Raw genomic sequence first — 24929 nt, forward strand, 5'->3', positions numbered from 1 at the left:
ACTTTGCCGAATGAAGACGGTAAATCTTCTGGGAAGACACTTACCCATTTTTTTGTTGGCGATTTTCGGGGGCACCGCACTCATCGTCTGCAATCCGGGCTACTTCTGGGATGACTGGGTGTGGCTGTTCCAAAGCCCGGCCGACAGCATTCGCATTGGCAAGGAACTCGGCGTGTTCTGGGGCGGGTATCTGACGAATGCAATCAATGCGCTCGCGTACCCTTCTCTCGCCCTGCGCGCTGTCGCGCTGATCACGTGGCTGATCAGCGGTGCGGCAATTTGCTTCGTCCTGCGCCGGACCAACCAGATATCGCGCAGGGAAGCCGTCGAACTGTTTCTGATCTACGCGGCGGCGCATATCGTCCCGATTCGCTTCCTGACGAGCGTCGCGCTGTACAACGTGTATATCGCGGTGTTCTGGTGCGCGACGGCGCTGCTGATCGCCGGACGGCGTGCGACCGGCATGCGCATCGCGAGCGCGGTGCTGTTCTTCTTATCGTTCTATCTGAATTCGCTCATCCTGATGTACGGCCTGCTGATCGCGCTGATGGGGCTTGAAGCGATCCGCCACGCGGTCACCGTGCCGCCGCGAGCCATGTGGAAGCGCGACACCATCGCTCCGAACCTGAAGGCGATCTGGAAGCAGTCGCTCGCGCCGTTGCGCGTGTTCGCGAAGGATCATGTACTGTTCCTCGCGCTGCCGTTCATCTTCGTGATCGCAAAGCGGCTCACGACCGCCAAATCGCCGCTGTACAACAACTATAACGATGTGAACCGGCGCGCCATCATCGGGTCCATCGGGGATTCGTTTACGCTGATCCGGCCCGTGCTGCGCGACTGGTTCTCGACCTCCTCGCGCACGGTGCCGCCGCTCGCGCTGGTGATTGCGTGCATTGTCTGCTTTCTACTGTTGCGCCTGTTGCCGAAGCGCAGCGGACGTACGACCTGGAAGACCGCTCTAATGCAACTGGTGCTGGGACTGCTGATCTTCGCATCGGCAATCTATCCGTATATCGTCGTCAACAAGACGCCGGACCTGACCAGCTTCTACGACGCGCGCAACATCATGCCCGCCGTCGCCGGTCTCGTGCTCGTGATGGTCGCACTGGCCAATTTCATCGATTATGGTTTTGCGTATGTGCCGTTCCTGCGGCGCTATGGACGCGACCTGCTGATCGGCTATGTGATCGGCGCGTCGGTCTGCGCCGGCTTCGTCAGCGGACTCGGACTGTGGCACGACTGGTTCCGCCAAGTGGCGACAATGACCTGGCTCTCCGCTCAAAGCGACGCGCTCCGCAATGTGGGCACCTTCGTCTTCAACGATTCGAGTTCGAAGGGCGCTTATCGCGGCCGCGCGCTGATCAACTACGAATACACGGGCAATCTCGTCTACACGTTCGGCGGCCGCAGCCGGCTCGGCATCTCGCTGCACGAGTACAACACGCTGCCGCCGCGCGTCCAGGTATTGATGGACCCTTACATGATGCACCGCTTCAACTTCGGCGACTGGAAGATCGAGAAGCCGCATGTCATCGTCTCGATCACGGATGGGCAGGTGCCGCTCACCGACGAGCGCGTGCTCGATCTCGTCGGCGCGTATTTGCAGGGCGAGAACTGGCGCGCAGAATTGCTGCACAACTACTATCACTTCGACTTGGCGAACGAGTTCATCGAAACCGAGCAGCGCGTGGACGAAATGAACCGCATTGCGAAGGCGCTCGCAGCTTACCGGCTGGAACACAAGCTCTATCCGACCGTTCCGGAAGCTAGGTCCGGCAGCCTGCCCACGTTGCAAATCGATGCGTCGGACCATATGAGTCCGCCGGTCGTCATCGGGGATATCCCGGATCTTTTTCCGCAATACCTTGAGCGACCGGATTCGATGCACCCGCGCCCGCTGAATCAGCCGAACTATCTTTATATATCGAATGGCAACGACTACAAGCTGGTCTACGCGAACGCGCTGGATCAGGCGTACGCAAAGCAGGCTCACCCTGCGCTGTTCGATCCTGTGCGCGGCGGCTACGGCGTATGGACGTCCGATGCGCGCTACTGGTAACGATGCATGGCCCTGAAGGAGAGCGCATGAGCCGGACCATTTGTTTTTTTACAGGCACACGCGCCGAATACGGCCTGCTCAGGCCGGTGATGGAAGCAATCGCCGCAACGCCCGGCGCGACTCTCAGAACGCTGGTGACGGGCGCGCATCTCGCCGAATCGACGGGTGCGACGTGGCGCCAGATCGCCGCCGATGGCCTGCCGATCGACGAACGCGTCGAGGTGCTGCTCGACGGCGGCAGCGACGAGAGCATCGCGACGGCCATCGGGCTGGGCGTCATGCGCTATGCCGAAGCGCTGATGCGCCTCGCGCCCAATGCGCTGGTGATCCTCGGCGACCGCTTCGAAGCGATTGCCGCTGCAATCGCAGCCACTGTCTGCAAGATTCCGGTCGCGCATGTTCATGGCGGTGAACTAACGCTCGGCGCAATGGACGAAGCGTTCCGACATTCGATCACGAAGATGAGCCACCTGCATTTCACAAGCACGGAGGCGTATCGGCAACGCGTGATCCAACTGGGCGAACAGCCCGAGCGAGTGTTCAACGTCGGAGCGCTCGGCGTGGAAAACATCCGCACGCTCAAGCTGTTCGATCGCGCCGAAGTCGAACGACGTCTCGATCTGACGCCAGGGCAGCGTTATCTGCTGATCACGTTCCATCCGGCGACGCTCGCCTCGCAAACGCCCGAGACGCAGTTGAAAGCGCTGCTCGACGCGCTCGATGCATTCCCCGATCACGTCTGCGTTTTCACGGGCGCGAATGCGGACCCAGGCGGCGCGGGCGTGAATCGTCTGCTGGCGCATCACACGCGTTCGCAGGCGGCGCGCTTTCGCTTTTCGATGTCGCTCGGCACGACCTTGTACCTGTCCGCCGCGCGCTTCGCGGATGTGGTCGTGGGCAACTCGTCGAGCGGCATCATCGAAGTGCCGAGCCTGGGCGTGCCGACCGTCGATATCGGCAGCCGCCAAGAAGGACGGGTGCGCAGCGATAGCGTGATCCATACGGACACGGACAGCCCATCGGTACGCGCAGCCATTGCCGAAGCGTTGAGCGATGCGTTCCGCGCACGCGCCGCTGCAGCGGTCAATCCTTACGACCGGACGGGCACGACACAGCGCATCGTCGAGACTTTGATGGCCTGGAATACGCATGATGCACTGCATAAACCTTTCTACGACATGCCTTCCGCACCGGCTAACTGACCGGGCTTGAAGGCGATTTGGCGCATGTTATTATGGAAGTCGTCCCATATCGGCACTATAGTGGAATGTGCTATGTGAAGCTGCGCAGAAGCAGTCCTAAAGCAGCCTCGTCGTGTTTATCCACGATCATTCGACACGACGGTCAGCACTTTCGCAGGCTGCCCGGAAACTGATACTGATCAAACAGTTCAGCCGCCGCCCAACCAATTACACTGCTCAATCGCTGCACGGAAATCATGACGGCTTTCGACGATCTCATTCACTTGAAAGTAACGTTCGATTCGAAAATATCGGACGTTATTGCCTGCATACAGGCGAGTGGTTCAGTTGCGTGCGCGCTGCTGTACGACAACCAGAACACGTTCGTCAACATCATCACGGACGGCGACGTGCGCCGCGCGTTTCTTGAAGGTCGCAAGCTCGACGACTCGGCGAGGGAAATCCAGGTTATCAAGGAGCGCAGCACGCGTCCGAAGCCGATCACGGCCAACGCAAGGGCCAACAACGATGAGCGCGAGGCCCTGTTCCGCGAGTATTCGCTTCGTCAACTCGTGCTGACGGACGACAACGGCAGGCCCGTCTCCGTGATCGACCATAACGCGGTCAATCACTCACCGAGCTTCATCGATCACAAGTTCACGGCCGTCGTCATGGCGGGCGGATTCGGCACGCGCCTGCGCCCGCTCACGGTGGATACGCCGAAGCCCATGTTGCAGGTCAACGGCAGGCCAATGCTGGAAATCAGCATCGAAAAGCTGGTTGCGCATGGTGCGAGCCGCATCATCATCACCACGCATTATTTGCCCGAGAAGATTACCGAGCACTTCGGCAATGGCGAGCGCTTCGGCGTCGAAATCGAGTATGTGCACGAAGAAACGCCGCTCGGCACCGGCGGCGCGCTGTCGCTCGTGCCGTTTCGCGACGAGAACACGCTCGTGTTCAACGGCGACATCCTGACGAATCTGGATATCGGCATGTTCCTCGCGTTCCATTTGCGCAGCCGGTCGGCCATGACCATCGCGGCCACGCAGTACAGCTTCCAGGTCCCGTTCGGCGTCATCACCGAGCGCGACTCGCTGGTGACGAACATTGAAGAGAAGCCGAATTTCAGCTTCCTGGTGAATAGCGGCATCTACTTCCTGTCGAAGAGCGTGTTTGAAACGCTGCCGGATTCTGGCGCGTACAACATGACCGATGTCGCGAACAACCTGATCGCGGCGAAGCAGCCGGTGTCGTGCTTCCCGATCTTCGAGCACTGGCTCGACGTGGGCCGTCCGAGCGACTACGACCTAGCATCGAAGCTGTTCTGACGGTGCGTCTCATGCTTTGTGCCGACGCACTTGTGCGAGCCGCATCGTGCGTATTCTGTCTGTGAATAGCCTGCCGTTGCGCCTCCCCGCACTGTCACGCGATCTCGTTCTCGTCCTTTCCTTGCGGCTGTGGCAGGCTGCCGCAGGATTGCTTACGACGGTGCTCGCGGTCCACTTCCTTTCGCCGGAGACACAAGGCTGGTACTACAGCTTCATGAGCGTCGCGGCGCTCTATACGCTATTCGATCTCGGCTTGTCCGTAACGCTCGTGCAGGTGGCGGCGCATGGATCGTCCGGGCTGAAGTGGAAGGAGGATGGCCGCGTAGAAGGCGAGACCGCGCCGTGGTTTCGCGCGCTCGTGCGCAGCGCCGCGCGCTGGTACGCGGGCATTGCGCTGTTGTTCGCCGTCGTCATCGTGCCGGGCGGCATGTTCTTCTTCGAACAGAAGGCAACGCCCGCCGAGAACTGGTTTGCGCCGTGGCTGACCTTGTGCGGCTTCACGGCTGCGGGCCTGCTCGTCACGCCGTTCCTGTCGATTCTCGAAGGCGGCGGCCAGATTGCGCACGTCTACGGCCTGCGGCTGACTCTCGCGATGTGCGGATCGATCTCGTGCTGGGTCATGCTGGCGTCCGGCGCAGGCCTCTGGGCCACGGCGATGGTCCCCGCCATGACGCTGCTCATTCCGCTGTTCTGGCTATTGCGCTATCGGCCCGGATTGCTGGCGACGGCATCGGCATCGCTTCCCGCAACGCAGACTTTCGACTGGCGGCGCGAAGTCTGGCCGCTGCAATGGCGTCTGGGCGTCAGCCTGCTTTGCGGCTATCTACTCACGCAGATCAATATCCCGATCCTGTTCCAAACGCGGGGCGCCGTGGTGGCGGGCCAGCTCGGCCTGTCACTGACGATCGCCAACACGCTCGGCCTCGTTGCGCAGTCGTGGGTGATGCGACGCGTCCCATTGATGGCCCGCGCCGTCGCGGAACGCAACTGGGTGCTGCTCGATACGCTCTTCATGCGAGATTTCGCCGCATCGTCGGGAATCTTCGTTTTGATGGCCTTGTGCGTGCTCGGCGGCGCGCTGTTGCTCTCGCACACGCATTTTGTCCAGCGAGTGCTGCCGTTCTGGCAACTCGCCGGCCTGCTTCTCTTCGTGTTCAGCAATCAACTGATCGGCGGACTGGCCGCGCATCTGCGCAGTCATCGGAGAGAGCCGTTCGCTGCGCCCCTCACGCTTTCCGCATTCATCACCGTGCCGCTACTGTTCTGGGCGGCCGCGCACTACTCATCTGCCGGGCTCGTCACCGTGCTTGTATTGACCAATGTTCTGGTGAACCTCCCCATCGCCGTTTTCATCTGGCGGCGGTGCAACCTTGTCTGGAGACAAGAGTCGTGACAGACCCTCACCTTCCCCTTCTGACGATCGCCATTCCCACGTTAACCCGAGCAAATTATCTCGAACTGAATTTGCAACGCCTGGTACAAGAAGCACGCACGCTCGCGCCGGGCGTGCTCGAAGTCGTCGTCAGCGATAACTGTTCGACGGACACGACGCCCGACGTCGTCGCGCGCGCGCAGGCCGCCGGATTGCCGGTCCGCTATATCCGCAATCACGTGGATGTCGGGTCGGACGCGAATATTGCGCAATGCTTCAATGAAGCGCGCGGCCACTATGTGCAGATAATGGGCGATGACGATATGTACGTCACCGGCACGCTCTCGTATCTGATCGATTATTTGCAGCAAGCCGAGTATGGAATCGTATGCCTGCGTCCGTTCGGTTACGAGAACGATCCGGAGAAAGAATATCCGCGCGGCGGCGATTCGCATATCGACACGTATCACACGACCGGCGATTTTCTCGCGGCAATCGGCCCGTATATCACGTTTATTTCGGCATGCATCATCAACAAGCGCGTGCAGGAAGAGATCGATGCGCGGCAGTTCTGCGGCAGCAATCTCGTGCAGGTGCATCTCGTCGTGAATGCGGCCTTGCAGGTGAAGCGCAACAGCTATATGAAGCGCTATATCCTCGCCTGCAAGCGTGCGAATTCCGGTGGTTACGATTTCTCGGAAGTGTTCGTCGAACGTCTCGGGCGCATTCTGGATTCGTATCGTCCGGCGGGACTGAAGGAAGAAGAGATCAGGCAGTTCGAGACGCGGATGCTGAAGTCATACCATCCGTTCAATCTTGTGCGCCAGAGGCTCGCAAGACAAGGCGATCTGCAAACAACTTACCGACGCTTTCACGCGCGCTTCGGCAATCGCCCGCTGTTCATCATGTGGGTCGCGCCTATCATCCGCTGGCCGCGCCCGCTCGCGCTTGCGTGGGGTATGATGGCCACGCTTATCGGCAGGATCGCAAACGGCGACCTGCGACGTGGCGTGTACTTCGCGGTCAATAAACTGCGTCGCAAACCAGCGGGCTGACGTCGTCTGCCACGCGTGATCGACCAACGACACGCAGGCACGCCCCTCCTTTCAACAGCGGATATCAAGATATGTGACGAGGCATGACTCGCAAGAATTCTGAGATTGAACGATTACGCGCGGTTGCGGTGCTGTTGACGATCCTCGTGCACGCGCCGTTCAAGCAGTTGTTCCATCGATATCTCTACTCGTCGTTCACCGGTGTTGATCTGTTCTTCGTGATCTCCGGTTTCGTCGTGTCGCAATCGCTGCTGACGACGCTCCCTACGCCGCTCGGCAATACGCCGGTGCAGAGACTCGAACGCAGCCGCCAACCGATTCTCGCGTTCTATCTGCGGCGCGTGTTCCGGATTGCGCCTTCCGCGTTCTTCTACATCTTCCTCTATTGGATCGTCGCGTATGTGATGAGCGCAACGGGCAGCATCGCGACCTTCGCGCGTCCGGCGGATATCTTTCGTGAAGGCGTCGCGTTCGCGGGCGGCATCTACAACTATGCGATGGTGTTCGGCGGCATTCCGACCAGCATGTCGCATTACTACAGCCTGTCGATCGAAGAGCATTTCTATCTGCTCGCGCCAATGCTGCTCGTGCTGTGCGGCCGCACGTCGTATCGGCTCGCGGTGTGTGCGATCGGGGTCGCGCTGGTGCTGTTTGTGGCGCGGCCGCTGACGTCGGTAAGCATCGCGGATCTGACGCATACGCGCGTGGACGAGCTGCTCTACGGCGTGATCATTGCGCTGCTGATCCATAAATATCGCTACCTGCCCTTGTGGCGTTATCACACGCTCGCCGGCGATAACGTCGCAGCGAGTCCCGGACTCATGCGTGTGCTGCACGGGCCGCGACTGCGGGCCTTGCTCAAGACGACGGTCGGCATTGCGCTGTGCGCGCTGCTCGCGTTGCTGCCGGGCGTCTTGAACACCGACGTTCTCGGCGGCGGCTCCGGGCAGTTCTATTTTTCGAGCGCAGCCTTCTGCGGCTACGCGCTCGTCTCTGTCGCGCTCGTGATACTCGCTTCGCTGGAACGCGGCTGGATTCTGAACATCAGATGGCTCGCGCCGGTGCTCGAATATATCGGCGCCCGGTCATACTCGATCTATCTCGGCCACGTGCTGCTCATTCTCGTCTACAACGATCTTTACTTCCGCTTCTACGAGCGCATTCCCGACTTTCTCAAGCTTACGCGTGTCGGCTATCTGATTCAGTTCGCGGTGTTTCTGCTGCTGGCCCTTGCGCTCGCGGAAGTGACTTATCGGATCGTCGAGACGCCGTGCAGGGATTTCGGCAAGCGCGTGATTCGCAATTTTCTGGAGGCGCGCGAATGAAGAAGGCGCTTCGTCTCGCGTCTGTCGCGCTATGGTGCGCAAGCGCGCCGGTCTTTGCCTACGACTACGGCAACGACTTCTCGAAAGCCGTCGCGGCGCATTATCCGCCGCTGGTGCGATTGCTCATTACGAAGGGCTCATCGCAGAACGTGCAGGACGATCAGGGCGATACACCGTTGATGCACGCCATCCGTTCTCACGACGGCGAGATGTCCGACCTGCTGATGCGCTATCAGCCGAATCTGTCGCTGCTCAATCGGGATGGACACTCCGCAGCCATCGAAGCCGTGATCGCCGACGATGCCGATATTCTCCCGTCCGTGCTCGTTCGCGACGATGCGCTGCAAATGGGGCAAGCTGTCGCACTGGCGAAGCAGGCGCGCAAGCGGCGGGTGTGGAATCGATTCATAGAATTGCTCGGCGTCCAGCATGTCGAGGAGATGGCCGACAATTTCACGGCAAGGCCCGGCAGCTTCGTGCAACTGGGCAGCCGCGTGGCGTATGCGTTCTCCCCTTTGGAAGATCGCCGGGACGTCTGCGCCCGGCCTGCAAGCCGCCTGCTGCTGCAAGGCAAAGTCTGCGAAGTGACGCGCGGCACCGTGCGCGTCGAATGGAATCTTCTGTCGAACCTGGATAACGAAGATGTGGGCTGTTCGCCGCTGAAGCGCCTGCATTTCGACCGCAAACCGGAGCCGCAGAGCACGGAGTGGAACGGCACGTTCCTCGGCTCATGCGGCGTTGCGCCGGCTTACTTCTCGAACGTGCCGGCGACGTTTCCGGCCAGCCGGTTCATCGTGCCCGAGCTGAAGTAAGGCGACGCCGCTGGCTCAACGCAGCCCGAACAGCGCAAGATGCTGCAACAGCATGATGGTCTTAGCATCGATGATCTCGCCGTTCGCGACCATCCCCAGGGCGCGGTCGATCGTGAGTTCGACGACCTCGATGTCCTCGCCCTCTTCGATTAGCCCGCCGCCGCTGTTAATGCGATCGGCTGGCGAGTACTTGGCGATAAAGCCGTGGACGACATGCGTGACGCAGCCCGGAATCATCGACGCTTCGAAGACTCTGGTGACTTCGCTGACGCGATAACCCGCCTCTTCCGCGATCTCCTCGCGAACGCGTTCCTCAGGCGGCGCGTTGTCCACGAATCCCGCGGGCGCTTCCAGCAGCCAGCCTTCTTCGCCACGCAAATACGACGGCAGCCGAAACTGCCGGACCAACAGCACGGTGCGGCGCTCCGGATCGTACGGCAGACCTGTCGCGCCGTCATCGACGTGATAGATCTCGCGATTGAGCACTTGCGTAGAGCCGTCATCGCGCTCATATTCGAACGTGTGGGCGTCGAGCAGCCGATGCTCGTTCGATAGTTGTTCGACCGTCATGTTGCGGATGCGATTGCGCTTCGACATCGATATGCTCTCCGGAAATTAGTCAGCGGCGAGGCACAGCCGCAGCGCCTCGCGCCAGTCGGGCGCGCGCACGCCGAATGCCGCAACGAGTTTATCGTTCGACAGGCGCGAGTTGGCGGGGCGCTTCCCGAGCGTCGGGTACGCGGACGCGGGAATGGGCTTTACGACCGGCTTCTTGTCGATGCCAGCCAACTCGAAGATCGCTTCGGCGAAACCGTGCCACGTAGTCGCGCCGTACGAGGTCAGATGATAGACGCCGCCATGCGCATGCCACCACTCGCGCGCGTCGTCATTTCGCAGCGCGACCGACTGGGCGAGCACGTTCGATGTCAACGCGGCGATGGTGTTCGACCACGTCGGCGCGCCGTGCTGATCTGCGACGACGCTCAGTTCGTCGCGCTCAGCGGCAAGACGCAGCATGGTGTTCAGAAAGTTTTTGCCGCGCGTGCCGTACACCCAGCTCGTGCGGAAAATTAGATGATCGCAGCCGGTTGCGGCAATCGCCTGCTCGCCCGCCAGCTTGCTGCTTCCGTAGACGTTCTGCGGATTCGTGACATCGTCTTCGACGTACGCGCCTTCTTTTGTGCCATCGAAAACATAATCGGTTGAGAAGTGGACCAGTGCGGCGTTCAGGCGCTTGGCTTCTTCCGCCAGAATCGCCGGCGCTTTGGCGTTCGCGCGCACGGCGGCGTCCGTCTCGGTCTCGGCGCGATCGACTGCCGTGTACGCAGCCGGATTCACGATCAGCGATGGCTTCACTTCACGCACCGCGCGGCGGATCTGCTCTGCTTTGTCGAGATCGAGCGCGTGACGATTTAGCGCGACGACCGTGCCTAGACCCTGAAGACTGCGCTGCAGTTCGAAGCCGACCTGACCGTTCACGCCGGTCAGCAGGATGGTCATGCGAGACGCCGCGCTCATGCGAAACACTCTGCATCGGCGAGGAGTTTGCCTGCCGCGTCCTTGGCCGCAAGCATTGGTTCCAAGTCGATAGGCCATTTGATGCCGATTGCCGGATCGCTCCACACGATGCTGCGCTCATGCGCCTGATACCAGTAATCGGTCGTTTTGTAGAGACACTCCGCCGTTTCCGACACCACAAAAAAGCCATGTGCGAAACCCGGCGGCACCCACATCTGCCGTCGATTGTTTGCCGACAAATGCACGCCGACCCACTTGCCGAAATTTGGGGAGCTCTTGCGAATATCGACCGCGACATCGAAGATTTCACCTTCGGTCACGCGCACGAGTTTGCCCTGCGGGTGCTGGATTTGATAATGCAGCCCACGCAGCACGCCCTTCACAGAACGCGAGTGGTTGTCCTGCACGAATTCGAAGCCGCCAACCACATGCTCGGTGAAGTCCCGCGCATTGAAGCTTTCGTAAAAGAATCCGCGTGCATCGCCGAACGCTTGCGGTTCGATGATCTTGACTTCGGGCAGCGCAGTAGCGGTTACCTGGATGGCCATGCTATTTGGTCCCTCGGAAGATTGAGCAGATATTGGCCGTACGCGTTCTTCGAGAGCGGCTCCGCCAAAGCAAACAGTTGCTCCTCGTCTATCCATTGCTTGCGATACGCGATCTCTTCCGGGCAGGCCACGACGAGCCCCTGCCGCCTCTGCAGCGTCGCGATGAAGGTTGCCGCCTCGATCAGCGAATCGTGCGTGCCCGTGTCGAGCCACGCGTATCCGCGTCCCATGATCTCCACGTTCAGCTTTTCCTGCTGAAGATAGCGCGAGTTGACATCGGTAATCTCGAGTTCGCCGCGCGCGGACGGCTTGATGTCCGCGGCGATGTCGCAGACCTGGTTGTCGTAGAAATAAAGACCCGTCACCGCGTAGCTGGAACGCGGCTTCAGAGGCTTCTCTTCGATGGACAGCGCGCGAAAGCTCTGATCGAACTCCACGACGCCATAACGCTCCGGGTCATGCACGTGGTACGCAAACACGGTGGCGCAGTCGGTACGCGCGTCGGCGCTCGCCAGTTGCTTCGCCAGGTCGTGCCCGTAGAAGATGTTGTCGCCGAGAATCAGCGCGGACGGGTCGTTGCCGACGAACTGCTTGCCGATGATGAACGCCTGCGCGAGCCCGTCCGGCGACGGCTGCACCGCATACCGGATGTTCATGCCCCACTGGCTGCCGTCGCCCAGCATGGATTGGAAACGCGGCGTGTCTTGCGGCGTCGAAATCACGAGGACATCGCGAATGCCCGCGATCATCAGCGTGGACAGCGGATAGTAGATCATCGGCTTGTCGTACACGGGCAGCAACTGCTTCGATACGGCATGCGTGATCGGATAGAGCCGCGTGCCGGAACCGCCGGCGAGGATAATGCCTTTGCGCGCCATGCCCCGCTCCTTACGCCCGCTGCGCGTAGTTGGTCTCGACCCACTTCCGGTATTCGCCGGAAGCCACTTCGTCCGCCCATTCGTGGTTGTCGAGATACCACTGAACGGTCTTGGCGAGGCCCGTCTCGAACGTCTCTGCCGGCTTCCAGCCGAGTTCCCGCTCGAGCTTGCTCGCGTCGATGGCGTAGCGGCGGTCGTGTCCCGGACGATCCGTCACATATGTGATCTGATCGCGATACGAACCGCTCGCCCTGGGCTTTTTCTCGTCCAGCAGATCGCAGAGCGTGTGCACGACTTCCAGGTTCTTCTTCTCGTTCCAGCCGCCGACGTTGTACGTCTCGCCAGGCTTGCCGTTGACCAGCACTTCGCGAATCGCCGCGCAATGGTCGCCGACGTACAGCCAGTCCCGCACGTTCTGACCGTCGCCATAGACCGGCAGCGGCTTGCCCGCGAGCGCGTTCGCGATCGTCAGCGGGATCAGCTTCTCGGGGAACTGGTGCGGGCCGTAGTTGTTCGAGCAGTTCGTCGTGAGAACCGGCAGGCCGTACGTGTGGTGGTACGCGCGAACGAGATGGTCGGAGCCGGCCTTGGTCGCCGAATACGGGCTGTTCGGCGCGTACGGCGTTGCTTCCGAGAATGCCGGATCGGCGGCGGACAGCGAGCCGAAGACCTCGTCGGTCGAAACGTGGAGGAAACGGAACGCCTGCTTCTCCGCTTCGGGGAGCGCGCTCCAGTACATGCGCGCGGCTTCGAGCAACGTGAACGTGCCGACGACGTTCGTCTGCACGAAGTCCGCCGGACCGTGAATGGAACGGTCGACGTGGCTCTCGGCGGCGAAGTGCAGGATGGCGCGCGGCTTGTGCTTCGCGAACAGTGCGTCGATTGCCGAGCGGTCGCAGATGTCCGCACGCGCGAACACATGACGGGCGTCGTCCTTGAGCGATTTCAGCGTGCCGAGATTGCCCGCGTACGTCAGCTTGTCGACGTTGAGCACGGGCTCATCGGAGCCTTTCAGCCAGTCCAGAACAAAATTCGCGCCGATGAAACCGGCGCCGCCCGTCACGAGGATCATAGATACCTTTGCCAACTCTGTTTGCGCGCCGCGAAGAACGCACTCGGTCAGTCTGTGGAAGAAATCGCCGAATCGGCGCACCCACGCACTGGATGGGAGGCACTACGTTCAGCTTTAGTCGACCGCTCATTATAAAGCCATGCCCAAAACCTACACGCATAACAACTCGATACAGCTAGTTATTCACCGTGGCGGCAGTGCTAAACGGCATCTCTTGCCGCATTAGCAGGAGCCGACGCGCGCACTCGCGTTTTCATGATCACCGGCATAATTCCCCTAATCGCTTCTTAACGTGCTTCCGGCGCGCGGAACCTGAGCCGCGTCGCAGATCCGAATCGAATCAATGACTGACGCACTCTTCGCAAGCCTCGCCATCTCCTCCGCCCCCCTCGTCTTCGGCGACCTCCAAGGCTGCTGCGACCCATTCCAACGCCTGCTGAAGAAAGCCACGCCCGATCCGGACACGCCGCTCTGGTTCGCGGGCGACCTCATCAACCGCGGCCCGAAGTCGCTGGAGACGCTGCGCGAAGTGATCGCGCTCGGCTCTCGCGCGACCGTCGTGCTCGGCAATCACGATCTGAATTTGCTGTCCGTCGCCGCCGGCCTGCGCAAGCCGAAGAAAGGCGACACGCTCGACGACATTCTCGCCGCACCGGATTGCGCCGACCTCATCGAATGGGTGCGGCACAAGCCGGTCGCTCATTTCGAGGACGGTGCGCTGATGGTTCACGCGGGCGTCTTGCCGCAATGGGACGTCACGATGACGCTCGAACTCGCGCACGAACTCGAAACCGCACTGCGCGCGCCAGACTGGAAAGAGACACTGGCCGAACTCTACGGCAACGAGCCGCATCGCTGGGAAGATTCCCTGACGGGCATGGACCGGCTACGCGTGATCTACAACGCGCTCACGCGCATCCGCTTCTGCACGGCCGAAGGCGCGATGGAGTTCGCCGGCAACGGAGGTCCTGACACCGCGCCGCCCGGCTACATGCCCTGGTTCGATGTCCCTGGCCGCCGCACGCGAGACGTGACCATCGTCTTCGGACACTGGGCCGCGCTCGGCCTTATGATCCGCGACGACGTGCTGTGTCTCGATTCCGGCTGCGTGTGGGGCAACAAGCTCTCGGCGGTGCGGCTGACGAAAGACCCGGCGCAGCGCGTCGTCACGCAGGTGAGTTGCTCGATGAGCAAGTGATCGGCGGGGCCAGCGGCGCTTCCATCACAACGGCCGGCGCGCCCCGCATCCGCTCCAGCGCCGCCTGAACCGCCGCTTGCGCTTCGCTCGCGAGCAGCCGCCGGTCGGCGCCCGGCGCGAGCGCATCGCACACGTAGAGATGCGCGGTAATCGGCCCGCCGCGCAAGAGCGCATCGAGCGAATCGCTGAGCGACATATCGCCGATATACGCGGGCGCGGTCGTCTGCATGCCGCGCGCGTCCTCGTACATCAGGCAGATGGGCTGCACCGGACACGACGCCGACACCGCCGCCTGAAACATGTTCGCGTGGAACGGCAGCAGCGATACGCCGTCGCTCGTCGTGCCTTCGGGGAACACGCACATCATCTCGCCCGCGACGAGCCGGTCCGCCAGCTCATGCATGATGCGCTTCGCGTCGCTGCGCTTCTCGCGCTGCACGAACACGGTGCCGAGCTGTTGCGCGAGCCAGCCGACCACCGGCCACTGGCGGATCTCAGCCTTCGATACGAACGGCGTCGGCCGCCACGCGTTGATCACGTAAATATCGATCCACGACACATGGTTGCCGACGACGAGCACGCCCGCATCGAGCCGCGCTTCGTCGTTATGGACGACGAGCTTCATGCCCGCTAGCCGCAGCATCTTAAGCGACCACGCGCGGTTCATCGCCATGCGTTCGCTTGCGGTCGCGCGGGGAAAGCGCCGCGCCACGATCCATGCGCCGTGCAGCAAATGAGCAGCGAGGCGCAGCTTGCGCAACATCAACTTCATGAATCAGCGGCTTTCGTAAGCGAGGTGCCCGCCGACGATGGTCGCGCGCACGCGGGCCGGCAGTTCGTAGCCGAGGAACGGCGAATTGCGGCCCTGGCTCTTGAGCTTGCGCGGATCGACGCGCCACGAAGCACCGGCATCGAACACGCAGAGATCCGCGAGCGCGCCCACGGCAATGCGCCCCGCCGGCAGCTTCAGCACGTCGGCCGGCGCGGACGTGATGCGCGCAAGCGCCTTCGCGAGCGGCAGGTTCGCTTCGCGCGCCCACTTCACCGTCAGCGAGAGCAGCAGTTCCAGACCGGTCGCGCCTGGCGTCGCTTCGGCGAAGGGCAGGAGCTTCTCGTCGTCGTCGAGCGGCGTGTGGTCCGAGCAAATCGCGTCGATGGTGCCGTCGTCCAGACCCGAGCGAATCGCTTCGCGGTCGCGTTGCTGGCGCAGCGGCGGGTCGAGCCGGAATTGCGAATCGAAATAGCCGATGTCCACATCCGTCAAATGGACGTGGTTGATCGTGATGTCGCACGTAACGGCGAGGCCTTCGGCTTTGGCCGCGCGCACGAGCGCCACGCCCGCCGCCGACGACACATGCGACAGATGCACGCGCGCGCCGGTCACGCGCATCAGTTCGAAAATGGTATGCAGCGCGATGGTTTCCGCCGACACCGGCACGCCCGACAAGCCGAGACGCGACGCCACCGCGCCGCTCGCCGCCACGCCGCCCTTCGCCATGAACGCGTCCTGCGGGCGCAGCCACACGGTGTAGCCGTAGGTCGTCGCGTATTGCAGCGCGCGCAGCAGCGTGCGGGTATCGACAATCGGGTTGTCGGCCTGCGAGAAGCCGATGCAGCCGGCCTCCGTCAGTTCCACCATTTCGGTGATGCTCTCGCCCTTCAGCCCGACGGTCAGCGCGCCGAGCGGATACACATGCGCCTGATGCAGCTTCTGCGCGCGAAACTTGAGCATCTCGACGAGGCCCGGTTCGTCGAGCGTCGGATCGGTGTCGGGCGGGCAGACGAGGCTTGTCACGCCGCCCGCCATCGCGGCGGCCATTTCGGATTCGAGCGTCGCCTTGTGCTCGAAGCCCGGCTCGCGCAGACGCGCCGACAAATCGACGAAGCCCGGCGCGATATGCAAGCCGTTCGCGTCGATGATCTTCGCCGCGCTGAAATCGGCGGGCGCTTCGCCGATCGCGACGATGCGTCCGGCCGCAATGAATACGTCGTTGCGCGTTTCGGTGCCTGCGGCCGGATCGATGATGGTGCCGCCTTGAATCTGGATCTTCATGTCGTTCTGATTAGTCGCTGTTGCCGGCCACAATGCCCATCACCGCCATGCGCACGGCGATGCCGAAGGTCACCTGATTCAAAATGACCGACTGCGGCCCGTCGGCCACTTGCGAATCGATCTCCACGCCGCGGTTCATCGGGCCGGGGTGCATCACGATGGCATCCGGCGCGGCGAGCGCGAGACGCTCGGGCGTGAGGCCCCAGCTCTTGAAATACTCCTGCGCGGACGGCAAGAGCGCGCCGCTCATGCGCTCGTTCTGCAGCCGCAGCATGATGATGACGTCCACGCCCTTCAGACCTTCGTCGAGGTTGTGGTAGACGTGCACGCCCATCTGGTCGAGGTTGCTCGGCAACAGCGTGCGCGGACCGATGGCCCGCACTTCCGGCACGCCCAACGTCGTGAGCGCATGAATGTCCGAGCGTGCGACGCGGGAATGCAGGATGTCGCCGACGATCGCCACGCGCAGCTTCGTGAAGTCGCGCTTGTAGTGGCGAATGGTGTACATGTCGAGCAGGCCCTGCGTCGGATGCGCGTGACGGCCATCGCCCGCGTTGATCACGTGCACGTGCGGCGCGCAGTGCTCGGCGATCAGATACGGCGCGCCGCTCGACGCATGACGCACGACGAACATGTCGGCGTGCATCGCGGAGAGATTGTTGATGGTGTCGAGGAGCGACTCGCCCTTGCTCGTCGACGACGCGTTGATGTTCAGATTCAGCACGTCCGCCGACAGACGCTTCGCCGCGATTTCGAACGTGGTGCGCGTGCGCGTCGAATTCTCGAAGAAGAGGTTGAATACCGACTTGCCGCGCAGAAGCGGCACCTTCTTGACTTCGCGATCCGTGACGCTCACGAACTGCTCGGCGGTATCGAGAATATGCGTGACGATGCTGCGCGGCAGGCCCTCGATGGTCAGCAAGTGCTTCAGCTCGCCGTTTTTCGTGAGCTGCGGGTTGCCTTTGAGAAAGCCGTAGCGGAAGGTGTCGCTCGTCTTGTCAGCTTGCTGCGCGCCCGGTTCGGCTGCGCTCTGCGTGGCGGTGTTCATGGTGATCCAGGCGTTGCTTTGAAAAAAGGCTTGCTGCTTGGGCGTGAGACGCGTGCCGCTTGAGCGTCAGTGCGTGCGCGGCTCGGTCGTGAAGCCGAAGGTGCCGTCGTCGCGGCGCGCGAGGACGAGGTCTTCGTTCGCCGCGACGTCCACCATGCCGCCGGTGAAGCGCGCCGCAATCGGCATTTCGCGTCCGCCGCGGTCGGCGAGCACGGCGAAATCGATCGAAGCGGGACGGCCGTAATCGTAGAGTTCGTTGATCGCCGCGCGCACCGTGCGGCCGGTGGAGAGCACGTCGTCGATCAGCAGAATGCGGCGGCCTTCGACTGAGAACGGCAAGGAAGTCGGGCTCGCCTGACTATGCAGGCCCTTTTTCGCGTAGTCGTCGCGATGCAGCGCCACGTTCACCACGCCGAAATGCGGCGCGCCCAGGTCTTTCGCGAGCCGCTCGGCCAGCCACGCGCCGCCGCTGTAGATGCCCGCGAGCGCCACGCCGTCTGCTGCCGCGAGCGACGCGCCGTAAGCCGTGCGGATCTGTTCGACGAGCGCGCGATACAGCGCCTCTGCGTCAATGGAACTCATGATCGTCGGGAAGTCCGTCGAGATATTGTTGGAGGATGACGCGAGCGGCTTCGGCGTCGATGCCGTCGAAGCGGCCGCGCGCATTCGGGCGCACGCCGCGCTCGCGCAGATCGGCTTTCGCATCGACGGACGAATATCGCTCGTCCACCCACTGCACCGGCACGTTGAAACGGCCGTTCACCTGATTGCCGAAGCGTTTCGCAAGCGCGCTCATTTCGTGCGGCGTGCCGTCCGGATGCATCGGCATGCCGACCACCACCGCGTCCGGCTTCCACTCTTGCAAGAGGTTGCCCACTTCCTGAAAGCGGTAGTCACGGTCGCGGTTTTCGAGCACGGCGAGCGCGCGCGCGTTACGCGTCAACGTATTGCCGACGGCGACACCGATGCGCTTTTCGCCATAATCGAATGCGAGCAGCGTGGCTTCGCGGCTCATGCGTGCCCTGCTTCGCCGGAAAGCATGGAGCGCGACACGCCGAGCAGCGACAGCGCCGCTTCCAGGCGGTCCTCGGCGGGCACATCGAAAATGATGCGCGAATCCGCTTCGACCGTGAGCCAGCCGTTCTTCGAGATTTCTTCTTCGAGCTGCCCCGCGCCCCAGCCCGCGTGACCGAGCGTCAGCAGGAAGCGCTCGGGGCCCTTGCCGCTCGCGACCGCTTCGAGCACGTCCTTCGACGTGGTCATGGCAAGGCCGCCGGGCACGCTCATGGACGAGCTATACGGTTCGCCCTCGCCCGCCTCGTGCAGGACAAAGCCGCGCTCCGTCTGCACCGGACCGCCGTAATACACGGGCAAGTGCACGAGCGGCTCGATTTCGAGCTTGAGGTCGATGCGATTGAAAAGCGATTGCAGGTCGATGTCGGTCGGCCTGTTGATGACGAGACCCAGCGCACCGCGATCGGTGTGATCGCAAAGGTAGACCACCGTTCCGGAAAACGTCGGATCGACCATGGAGGGCATGGCGATCAGGAACTGGTTCGTCAAATTGATGCGATCGGAAGTCTTGGACATAATTCAGGATTTTAACAAAGGCGCTGCGAGATGGCCGACTTCGATGTGGGGCTGGTCTGGTTTCGGCGGGACCTGCGCGCGGCAGACAATGCTGCACTCTATCATGCGCTTACACGGTGCCGTCGCGTGCTGTGCGCGTTCGTTTTCGACCGCGAAATCCTCGCTCCGCTCGCTAAAAACGATCGTCGGGTGCCCTTTATTCAGGCGAGCGTGATCGAGCTGGATCGCACGCTTCGGGCGGCCGGCGGCGCGCTGCTGGTGCGGCACGCCATGCCGCTCGACGCGATTCCGGCGCTCGCTCGCGAGTGCGGCGCGAACGCCGTGTTCGTGAACCGCGACTACGAGCCGTCCGCGAAGGCACGCGACGAAGCGGTCGCGCAAAGGCTCGCGGGCGCGAACATCGCGTTCTTCGATTTCAAGGATCAGGCGATCTTCGACCGCGACGACGTGCTGACGGGCAGCGCCAAGCCGTACACGGTGTTCACGCCGTACAAGCGCAAGTGGCTCGAAACGCTCACGCCCGACGCGTTGCAGCCGTATGCGTCGGAAGACAATCTGCACGCGCTCGGCAAGCCGCCCGCGCAGGCGGATCGGGGCATTCCGTCGCTCGCCGCGCTCGGTTTCGCTGATGCAGAAGGCCCCGCGTTCCCGGCAGGTACGGTCGGCGCGTACGCGCTCTTCGACGACTTCCGCGACCGCATGACGGATTACGACCGCACGCGCGACTTTCCGGCGGTCAAAGGCCCGAGCTACATGGGCGTGCACTTGCGGCACGGCACCGTGTCGATCCGCGCGCTCGCCCGCGTCGCGCACGACGCGCAGCGCCACGGCGACCGCGGCGCGCAGACGTGGCTTTCCGAGCTTATCTGGCGGGACTTCTACTTCGCGGTGCTGCACCATTTCCCGCGCGTGGGCATGCCGGGCGATCATCGCGCGTTCAAGCCGGAATATGACCGCATTCAATGGGAAACCGGCGAGGCGGCCGACGCCGATTTCGCCGCGTGGTGCGCCGGGCAGACCGGCTACCCGCTCGTCGATGCCGCCATGCGCCAACTCAACACCTCGGGCTACATGCACAACCGGCTGCGCATGGTGACGGCGAGTTTCCTGACGAAGGATCTCGGCATCGACTGGCGGCGCGGCGAGGCGTATTTCGAGGCGCAGCTGAACGACTTCGAGCTTTCGTCGAATAGCGGCGGCTGGCAGTGGGCCGCGTCCAGCGGATGCGACGCGCAGCCGTACTTCCGCATCTTCAATCCGGTCACGCAGTCGCAGAAATTCGATGCCGCCGGCAAGTTCATCCGCCACTATGTGCCGGAGCTGGCGGCGCTGTCCGACCGCGACATTCATGCGCCGTGGCTTGCGAAGCCGGACGCGCTGAAGGCCGCGAAAATCGCGTTGGGCGCGGATTATCCGCCGCCGATCGTCGATCACGACGCCGCGCGCAAGCGAACACTGCTGCGATACGACGTCGTGCGCGGGCCGGCCAAACGGGCGTCGTCTCCAGACGAGGACGAGGACGACGCTATCGCGTAACGGCTGGGGGGCGCTCGATCATTGCGGTCAGCGCGGCGATCGATGCGCGGCCTTCCGACGGCGCGATGCCCGCCGCCGCCTGATGCAGCATCGAACGCAGCGTTTGCGCGGCGCGTTCGGGAATGGAGGCGTCGAGGCCGCGAGCATCGCTCTGGGCCGCGCCTTCGCCCTGATGCGCAACGCGCCGCCACGCGAGACCGAGCGTATCGGCGAGCAGCGAGACGTGCCCGAGCCCGAGCGCGCACGCCGCCGCGCCCAGCCGATGCGACGCGTTCGCCGCATGCAGCGCGGCGGCGGAATCGACGGTGCCGGTCTCGCTCGCCTGCGTGCCGCGCTCGACGAGCCCTTCGATCGATGCCTCCGCGCTTTGCAGAAAGTCTTCGTACGCGGCCGCGTTCACGCGCAGCACGCCCAGATCGCGCGTGACGGCCTCGCGCGTGCTTTCTTCGCTCGCCTGAGCCGCGCCCTGCTCCCACGCGGCTTCGGACGCGGGCGTCGCCGCCACGTGCCACGCCACGGTCAGGCCGTAGTCGCGCAATACGTCGACGTGTTCGGCGTCTTCAGGCGTCGCGCCGTAGAGCGCGAAGTCGCGCCATAGCAACGCGAGCGTCGCGCGCACGAGTGAACGCGGCGCGAACGTCGACGCGTGCGCCTGATCCGCCAGCACGAGGTTGAAGCGGGCGTAGAGCCGCTTGGCGTCCGCGTAGCTGGAAAGATCGGCATGACGGCCGGCCCGCTCGCGCAGCGCCCGCACCGTGGACGACGCGAGCCGCCAGAAGTCGTACGGATCCGGGCCGGTGAGCTCGGCGAGACAGGCATCGAGCCGCGAGAAGGTTTCGTCGATGTCGGCTTGCGGCTGATCGGCGCCCGCGCGCAGCAACGCGAGCAGCGCCGCCTCGTAGTGCGCCCGGACCCGCGCGAGCCTTTCCAGCGCGACGCCCCGCAGCGTCGACGGCGCGATGGCGCGCCCGGCGAGCGCGAGGTCGTCGTAGGAAACCGGCGCGATGCGCGTATGCACGGCCAGAAGCGCGTGCAGCCCGCGATAGTGATCGAAGAGTTCCGTCGAACACGACAGTTCGCGCAGGTTATGGCGCTCGACGGCCGCGCGGAACGCGGACATGGCGAGCGCGATGCGGTCGTGCGTGCCCTCCGATTCATCGCCGAGCGGCGCGACGAGCGCCAGCGCCTCGGCGAAACGTTGCGCGGGCAGCCATCCGGCCGAATGCAGCGCGGCAATCGCGCGCTTCAGCGCGGGCGCGATCTCGCCCTGCCGCTGGAACGCGTGCATGGCGTCCGTGAGCGCCATTTCGGCGAGCCGGACTGAGCCGCCGCGCGGGTTCGGCAAGGCTTCGATCGGAACGGGAAGGTCGGGACGAGATGTCATAACGGGCGCTCACAAGCCAGAAACGCGCGTGGCGACGCCGCCTCGACGCGCGGTTGAACTGCGTTATCGACGAGCTCGGCGGTCAAGCGCCGCCGAGCCTGTCGTGCTCAAAGCGTATGCCTTTTACGAGCGCAGGCGGGAACGAATGTTCCTGCCGGATTGGCGCCGACGCGCGACCCGACTCGCCTGCGACGCCTGCACGAATCGCAGGCCGCAAAAAACACGCGCCGCATGGCGTGAGCCATGCGGCGCGGTAGAGCATGCGGATCAGATCTGGACCATCTCGAAATCTTCCTTGCGGGCTCCGCATTCGGGACAGGTCCAGTTGATCGGAACGTCCTCCCAGCGGGTACCCGGCGCGATGCCCTCTTCCGGCAATCCCGCCTCTTCGTCGTAGATCCAGCCGCAGATCAGGCACATCCAGCTTCTGTATTCCATACTTATGCCGCGTCGTTGGTCGATTGAAATTAGGCCATGATGGTACCGTGTTGCCGGGTTGATGCCTAGCAAGGCGCCGGCCCGACGTGCATCCCCCAAATAGCGGGATGTGTGCGTCACCGCTCTGCAAAAAGGTGCGCACGGACGGCAGGCGGGCGGCAATAGGCCGCATAATCGAACCGTGTCCGGGCGCGTGCGCGTCTTTTTTCGCGTTCGCTGCAACTGAATCGTCTCACTCGTGCAATTCAAATCAAAAATGTCCGCTCTTGCCATGACCGGCGACTCTCCACCGATCGTTCTGACTTTCGGGCTCTCGGACCCCACGGGCGGCTCCGGCCTGCAAGCCGATTTGCTCACGCTCGCCAGCATGGGCTGCCACAGCGCAACGGTTCTCACCGGCTACGCCGTGCGCGATTCCGCAACATGCGATGAAGTCAACGGACTCGACCCCGACGCGGTCGCCGCGCAGGCGCGCATGTTGCTAGAAGACATGCCGATCGCCGCGTTCAAGATCGGCGCGGCCACGCGAGCCGAAGTGGTGTCCGCGATCGCGGAAGTGGTGTCCGACTACGACGACGTTCCGCTGATCCTCGCGCCCGACTTCACGCTCGACGACGAACACGTGCTGTCCGCCGACGAGTTGCGCGAATCGCTCGCCGATCTGCTCGTGCCGCAGACGACCATGCTGATCGCCGATCATGCGACGCTTTTGCAGCTTGCGCAGCCGGACAGCGACGCCGAAGCGCCGACGCTGGATTCCGCCATCTCGCACATTCTCGCGCAGGGCTGCGAGTACGTGCTGGCGATGGAAACGGGCACGCACCGGCATGTGAACACGCTGTACAGCGAGGAAGGACAGGTGCGGCAGGACTTGTGGGATCGCGGGCTGCATCGCGTGATGGGGCTTACCGACACGCTCGGCGCCGCGGTTGCCGCGCTGCTCGCGAACGGTCAGGAGCCCGCCGAGGCCGCGCGCGAGGCGCAGGAATACGTGTTCCAGGCGGCGCGCGCCGCGTTCCGTCCGGGCATGGGCGCGTATTTGCCGGATCGCTTTTTCTGGGCCCGCTCGAACGACGCGGACGACGAAACCGACGCCGCGTCGTTGCCCGACGATTCGGCCGGATTGCCCGGAGAAGCCCGGCATTAGACGAAATCGCGCGCCGACGATGCAGTGAACGAAGCGACACGAACGGAGTTCGGAGACCAACGAAGGGAGGCTTTGCGAGCGCATGCCGTATCGACTGCCCCATTTGCACAAGCCCGGCCCGCAAGGCGCCATCCGCGTCGGCTGCGCGGGCTGGGCGCTTTCGAGCTCGGTCCAGTCGAGCTTTCCCGACGAAGGCACGCATCTCGAACGCTACGCACGCGTGCTCACGTGCGTCGAAATCAACTCGAGCTTCTATAAGCCGCATCGCGAGCAGACTTACGAGAAGTGGGCGCAAAGCGTGCCCGACTCGTTCCGCTTTTCGGTAAAGCTGCCCAAGGCGATCACGCACGACGCGCGGCTCGCCGACACCAACGCGCTCATCGACGAATTTCTGGCCGCCGCCGGCAAGCTGGGCGACAAGCTCGGCTGCTGGCTCGCGCAACTGCCGCCGAGCCTCGCGTTCGAACACGATCTGGCCGATGCCTTCTTCAAGGCGCTGCGCGAGCGCACCAAGCTGCCGGTCGCATGCGAGGCGCGCCATCCGAGCTGGTTCACCAAGGATGCGGCGGCGCTTCTGAAAGCGCATCACATCGCGTATGTGGACGCCGATCCGATTCCCGACGACTGCGAAATCAAGCATCGGGCGGACACGTCGCTCGTCTATGTGCGGCTGCACGGCTCGCCGGACATGTACAAGTCTTCGTACGACTTCCCGTATCTCGACGATCTCGCGCGCACGCTGCAAGCCCGCGCGAAAAAGACGCCCGAGGTGTGGTGCATCTTCGACAACACGACGCTCGGCCACGCGCAGCCCAACGCGCTGCATGTGATGGAGCGTCTGCATCTTCATCATCGGAAGGCGTAGTGCCTTTCCGCTGCTGCTCATTGCTTCCGAAGGAGATTCGCTGATGCACAAGCCGGCACGACGCTTCGCTCGCCTGATCCAAGCCACGATGCTCGCCACGATTGTCTCGGCGGCGCTGCCTGTCCGTGCGCAGGATGCATCGCCGCCGCCGGCCACGCCTGCGGGCGACGGCACGTTCCTGCTGACCATCTTCCTCAAGCACGACGAGTCCAAGCCGCTGCCGAAAATCAACCAGCAATTGAAGGAACAGGGCTACTTCAAGACGTTTCCGCCGCCGGGCGTCGAAGTGGTGTCGTGGTACGTGATGATGGGCATCGGCCAGGTGGTGACCTTGCGCGTGCCGGCGGACAGGCTGCGGGAAGTGAATCGCGCGATCGAGACGACCGCGTGGGGCGGATATCACACGGAGTTCTACCCGACCTACGACTACAAAGCCGCCGCGCAAAAGCTGCGCGACGAGATGAACAAATAGCTTGTCGATGGGCAAAAAAAAACCTGCATCGCTGCAGGTTTTTTCTG

Annotated in this window: 25 protein-coding genes; 12 read left to right on the plus strand and 13 right to left on the minus strand. The window is 63.1% G+C overall.

The window, feature by feature from the left end; genetic code table 11:
- The first annotated feature begins 55 nt into the window (after window positions 1-55).
- The 7 genes from NCR34_RS10945 (at window position 56) to NCR34_RS10975 (ending at window position 9135) form a co-directional block, all read left to right on the plus strand.
- A complete protein-coding gene (locus tag NCR34_RS10945) occupies window positions 56-2059 on the plus strand; it encodes a hypothetical protein (RefSeq protein WP_250499864.1) in 2004 nt (667 codons plus the stop codon).
- 26 nt (window positions 2060-2085) lie between these two features.
- Window positions 2086-3261 carry a UDP-N-acetylglucosamine 2-epimerase gene (neuC, locus tag NCR34_RS10950; protein WP_250499865.1) on the plus strand — a complete coding sequence of 392 codons (1176 nt, stop codon included), beginning with the start codon at window positions 2086-2088 and terminating at the stop codon, window positions 3259-3261.
- Window positions 3262-3497: 236 nt separating this feature from the next.
- On the plus strand, window positions 3498-4571 hold the full coding sequence (locus NCR34_RS10955) for a nucleotidyltransferase family protein (protein ID WP_250499866.1): 1074 nt from the start codon (window positions 3498-3500) through the stop codon (window positions 4569-4571).
- Window positions 4572-4617: 46 nt separating this feature from the next.
- Window positions 4618-5964 (plus strand): hypothetical protein, encoded by a 1347-nt coding sequence (locus NCR34_RS10960; RefSeq protein WP_250499867.1) that lies wholly within the window; start codon window positions 4618-4620, stop codon window positions 5962-5964.
- Window positions 5961-6998, plus strand: coding sequence for a glycosyltransferase family 2 protein (locus tag NCR34_RS10965; protein WP_350029429.1), 1038 nt, complete (start codon window positions 5961-5963; stop codon window positions 6996-6998). Before NCR34_RS10960 ends, NCR34_RS10965 begins: the two co-directional genes overlap by 4 nt.
- 83 nt (window positions 6999-7081) lie before the next feature.
- Complete coding sequence (locus tag NCR34_RS10970; RefSeq protein WP_250499869.1) at window positions 7082-8323, plus strand: acyltransferase family protein; 1242 nt, start codon at window positions 7082-7084, stop codon at window positions 8321-8323.
- Window positions 8320-9135: an ankyrin repeat domain-containing protein gene (locus NCR34_RS10975; protein WP_250499870.1), complete on the plus strand. Its 816-nt coding sequence runs from the start codon at window positions 8320-8322 to the stop codon at window positions 9133-9135. Before NCR34_RS10970 ends, NCR34_RS10975 begins: the two co-directional genes overlap by 4 nt.
- A 15-nt stretch (window positions 9136-9150) precedes the next feature.
- On the opposite strand, the gene NCR34_RS10980 is transcribed toward NCR34_RS10975, so the two are convergent.
- From NCR34_RS10980 to rfbB, 5 genes are read right to left on the minus strand one after another with little or no spacing between them, the layout of a single operon-like run.
- The gene (locus NCR34_RS10980) at window positions 9151-9732 is read right to left on the minus strand and encodes an NUDIX hydrolase (RefSeq protein WP_250499871.1); all 582 of its coding nucleotides are present in this window, start codon (window positions 9730-9732) and stop codon (window positions 9151-9153) included.
- Window positions 9733-9750: 18 nt separating this feature from the next.
- Window positions 9751-10653, minus strand: coding sequence for a dTDP-4-dehydrorhamnose reductase (gene rfbD, locus NCR34_RS10985; RefSeq protein WP_250499872.1), 903 nt, complete (start codon window positions 10651-10653; stop codon window positions 9751-9753).
- A complete protein-coding gene (gene rfbC, locus NCR34_RS10990; protein WP_250499873.1) occupies window positions 10650-11201 on the minus strand; it encodes a dTDP-4-dehydrorhamnose 3,5-epimerase in 552 nt (183 codons plus the stop codon). Before rfbC ends, rfbD begins: the two co-directional genes overlap by 4 nt.
- A complete protein-coding gene (gene rfbA / locus NCR34_RS10995) occupies window positions 11186-12079 on the minus strand; it encodes a glucose-1-phosphate thymidylyltransferase RfbA (RefSeq protein WP_250499874.1) in 894 nt (297 codons plus the stop codon). The genes rfbC and rfbA overlap by 16 nt, the downstream gene beginning before the upstream one ends.
- 10 nt (window positions 12080-12089) lie before the next feature.
- Window positions 12090-13151 carry a dTDP-glucose 4,6-dehydratase gene (gene rfbB / locus NCR34_RS11000; RefSeq protein ID WP_250500031.1) on the minus strand — a complete coding sequence of 354 codons (1062 nt, stop codon included), beginning with the start codon at window positions 13149-13151 and terminating at the stop codon, window positions 12090-12092.
- A gap of 343 nt (window positions 13152-13494) precedes the next feature.
- Here rfbB and NCR34_RS11005 point away from each other — a divergent pair, with 343 nt between their 5' ends.
- The gene (locus tag NCR34_RS11005) at window positions 13495-14349 is read left to right on the plus strand and encodes a symmetrical bis(5'-nucleosyl)-tetraphosphatase (protein ID WP_250499875.1); all 855 of its coding nucleotides are present in this window, start codon (window positions 13495-13497) and stop codon (window positions 14347-14349) included.
- Here the strand turns inward: NCR34_RS11005 and NCR34_RS11010 are convergent.
- From NCR34_RS11010 to NCR34_RS11035, 6 genes are all read right to left on the minus strand, one after another.
- Window positions 14318-15121 (minus strand): lysophospholipid acyltransferase family protein, encoded by an 804-nt coding sequence (locus NCR34_RS11010; RefSeq protein ID WP_250499876.1) that lies wholly within the window; start codon window positions 15119-15121, stop codon window positions 14318-14320. The two genes, NCR34_RS11005 and NCR34_RS11010, sit on opposite strands and share 32 nt — an antisense overlap.
- Window positions 15122-15124: 3 nt before the next feature.
- Window positions 15125-16402 (minus strand): dihydroorotase, encoded by a 1278-nt coding sequence (locus tag NCR34_RS11015; RefSeq protein WP_250499877.1) that lies wholly within the window; start codon window positions 16400-16402, stop codon window positions 15125-15127.
- Between the two features lie 10 nt (window positions 16403-16412).
- Entirely contained in the window at window positions 16413-17450 is a 1038-nt protein-coding gene (locus NCR34_RS11020; RefSeq protein ID WP_175944786.1) for an aspartate carbamoyltransferase catalytic subunit, read from the minus strand.
- Between the two features lie 66 nt (window positions 17451-17516).
- Window positions 17517-18032: a bifunctional pyr operon transcriptional regulator/uracil phosphoribosyltransferase PyrR gene (gene pyrR / locus NCR34_RS11025; RefSeq protein ID WP_250499878.1), complete on the minus strand. Its 516-nt coding sequence runs from the start codon at window positions 18030-18032 to the stop codon at window positions 17517-17519.
- Window positions 18019-18465 (minus strand): Holliday junction resolvase RuvX, encoded by a 447-nt coding sequence (gene ruvX / locus NCR34_RS11030; RefSeq protein WP_250499879.1) that lies wholly within the window; start codon window positions 18463-18465, stop codon window positions 18019-18021. Before ruvX ends, pyrR begins: the two co-directional genes overlap by 14 nt.
- On the minus strand, window positions 18462-19040 hold the full coding sequence (locus NCR34_RS11035; protein ID WP_175944792.1) for a YqgE/AlgH family protein: 579 nt from the start codon (window positions 19038-19040) through the stop codon (window positions 18462-18464). Before NCR34_RS11035 ends, ruvX begins: the two co-directional genes overlap by 4 nt.
- 30 nt (window positions 19041-19070) lie before the next feature.
- On the opposite strand from NCR34_RS11035, the gene NCR34_RS11040 reads away from it, so the two are divergent.
- Window positions 19071-20576, plus strand: coding sequence for a cryptochrome/photolyase family protein (locus tag NCR34_RS11040; RefSeq protein WP_250499880.1), 1506 nt, complete (start codon window positions 19071-19073; stop codon window positions 20574-20576).
- On the opposite strand, the gene NCR34_RS11045 is transcribed toward NCR34_RS11040, so the two are convergent.
- A complete protein-coding gene (locus tag NCR34_RS11045; RefSeq protein ID WP_250499881.1) occupies window positions 20566-21960 on the minus strand; it encodes a FimL-related protein in 1395 nt (464 codons plus the stop codon). The two genes, NCR34_RS11040 and NCR34_RS11045, sit on opposite strands and share 11 nt — an antisense overlap.
- A gap of 267 nt (window positions 21961-22227) precedes the next feature.
- On the minus strand, window positions 22228-22398 hold the full coding sequence (locus NCR34_RS11050) for a rubredoxin (RefSeq protein ID WP_025527884.1): 171 nt from the start codon (window positions 22396-22398) through the stop codon (window positions 22228-22230).
- A gap of 271 nt (window positions 22399-22669) precedes the next feature.
- Here NCR34_RS11050 and NCR34_RS11055 point away from each other — a divergent pair, with 271 nt between their 5' ends.
- The 3 genes from NCR34_RS11055 (at window position 22670) to NCR34_RS11065 (ending at window position 24882) form a co-directional block, all read left to right on the plus strand.
- The gene (locus tag NCR34_RS11055) at window positions 22670-23545 is read left to right on the plus strand and encodes a hydroxymethylpyrimidine/phosphomethylpyrimidine kinase (protein WP_175945287.1); all 876 of its coding nucleotides are present in this window, start codon (window positions 22670-22672) and stop codon (window positions 23543-23545) included.
- Between the two features lie 82 nt (window positions 23546-23627).
- On the plus strand, window positions 23628-24410 hold the full coding sequence (locus tag NCR34_RS11060) for a DUF72 domain-containing protein (protein WP_250499882.1): 783 nt from the start codon (window positions 23628-23630) through the stop codon (window positions 24408-24410).
- Between the two features lie 43 nt (window positions 24411-24453).
- Entirely contained in the window at window positions 24454-24882 is a 429-nt protein-coding gene (locus NCR34_RS11065) for a hypothetical protein (protein ID WP_502800070.1), read from the plus strand.
- Window positions 24883-24929: the final 47 nt, after the last annotated feature.

This window comes from Caballeronia sp. GAWG1-5s-s (assembly GCF_023631445.1).
Taxonomy (GTDB): Bacteria; Pseudomonadota; Gammaproteobacteria; order Burkholderiales; family Burkholderiaceae; genus Caballeronia.

What these genes read in the sequence shown, in the direction of transcription:
- neuC (WP_250499865.1), top strand. Translation starts at nt 2,086, where the DNA reads ATGAGCCGGACCATTTGTTTTTTTACAGGCACACGCGCCGAATACGGC.
- NCR34_RS10955 (WP_250499866.1), top strand. Translation starts at nt 3,498, where the DNA reads ATGACGGCTTTCGACGATCTCATTCACTTGAAAGTAACGTTCGATTCG.
- NCR34_RS10970 (WP_250499869.1), top strand. Translation starts at nt 7,082, where the DNA reads ATGACTCGCAAGAATTCTGAGATTGAACGATTACGCGCGGTTGCGGTG.
- NCR34_RS10975 (WP_250499870.1), top strand. Translation starts at nt 8,320, where the DNA reads ATGAAGAAGGCGCTTCGTCTCGCGTCTGTCGCGCTATGGTGCGCAAGC.
- NCR34_RS10980 (WP_250499871.1), bottom strand. Translation starts at nt 9,732, where the DNA reads ATGTCGAAGCGCAATCGCATCCGCAACATGACGGTCGAACAACTATCG.
- rfbD (WP_250499872.1), bottom strand. Translation starts at nt 10,653, where the DNA reads ATGAGCGCGGCGTCTCGCATGACCATCCTGCTGACCGGCGTGAACGGT.
- rfbC (WP_250499873.1), bottom strand. Translation starts at nt 11,201, where the DNA reads ATGGCCATCCAGGTAACCGCTACTGCGCTGCCCGAAGTCAAGATCATC.
- rfbA (WP_250499874.1), bottom strand. Translation starts at nt 12,079, where the DNA reads ATGGCGCGCAAAGGCATTATCCTCGCCGGCGGTTCCGGCACGCGGCTC.
- rfbB (WP_250500031.1), bottom strand. Translation starts at nt 13,151, where the DNA reads ATGATCCTCGTGACGGGCGGCGCCGGTTTCATCGGCGCGAATTTTGTT.
- NCR34_RS11005 (WP_250499875.1), top strand. Translation starts at nt 13,495, where the DNA reads ATGACTGACGCACTCTTCGCAAGCCTCGCCATCTCCTCCGCCCCCCTC.
- NCR34_RS11010 (WP_250499876.1), bottom strand. Translation starts at nt 15,121, where the DNA reads ATGAAGTTGATGTTGCGCAAGCTGCGCCTCGCTGCTCATTTGCTGCAC.
- NCR34_RS11015 (WP_250499877.1), bottom strand. Translation starts at nt 16,402, where the DNA reads ATGAAGATCCAGATTCAAGGCGGCACCATCATCGATCCGGCCGCAGGC.
- NCR34_RS11020 (WP_175944786.1), bottom strand. Translation starts at nt 17,450, where the DNA reads ATGAACACCGCCACGCAGAGCGCAGCCGAACCGGGCGCGCAGCAAGCT.
- pyrR (WP_250499878.1), bottom strand. Translation starts at nt 18,032, where the DNA reads ATGAGTTCCATTGACGCAGAGGCGCTGTATCGCGCGCTCGTCGAACAG.
- ruvX (WP_250499879.1), bottom strand. Translation starts at nt 18,465, where the DNA reads ATGAGCCGCGAAGCCACGCTGCTCGCATTCGATTATGGCGAAAAGCGC.
- NCR34_RS11035 (WP_175944792.1), bottom strand. Translation starts at nt 19,040, where the DNA reads ATGTCCAAGACTTCCGATCGCATCAATTTGACGAACCAGTTCCTGATC.
- NCR34_RS11040 (WP_250499880.1), top strand. Translation starts at nt 19,071, where the DNA reads ATGGCCGACTTCGATGTGGGGCTGGTCTGGTTTCGGCGGGACCTGCGC.
- NCR34_RS11045 (WP_250499881.1), bottom strand. Translation starts at nt 21,960, where the DNA reads ATGACATCTCGTCCCGACCTTCCCGTTCCGATCGAAGCCTTGCCGAAC.
- NCR34_RS11050 (WP_025527884.1), bottom strand. Translation starts at nt 22,398, where the DNA reads ATGGAATACAGAAGCTGGATGTGCCTGATCTGCGGCTGGATCTACGAC.
- NCR34_RS11055 (WP_175945287.1), top strand. Translation starts at nt 22,670, where the DNA reads ATGACCGGCGACTCTCCACCGATCGTTCTGACTTTCGGGCTCTCGGAC.
- NCR34_RS11060 (WP_250499882.1), top strand. Translation starts at nt 23,628, where the DNA reads ATGCCGTATCGACTGCCCCATTTGCACAAGCCCGGCCCGCAAGGCGCC.
- NCR34_RS11065 (WP_502800070.1), top strand. Translation starts at nt 24,454, where the DNA reads ATGCACAAGCCGGCACGACGCTTCGCTCGCCTGATCCAAGCCACGATG.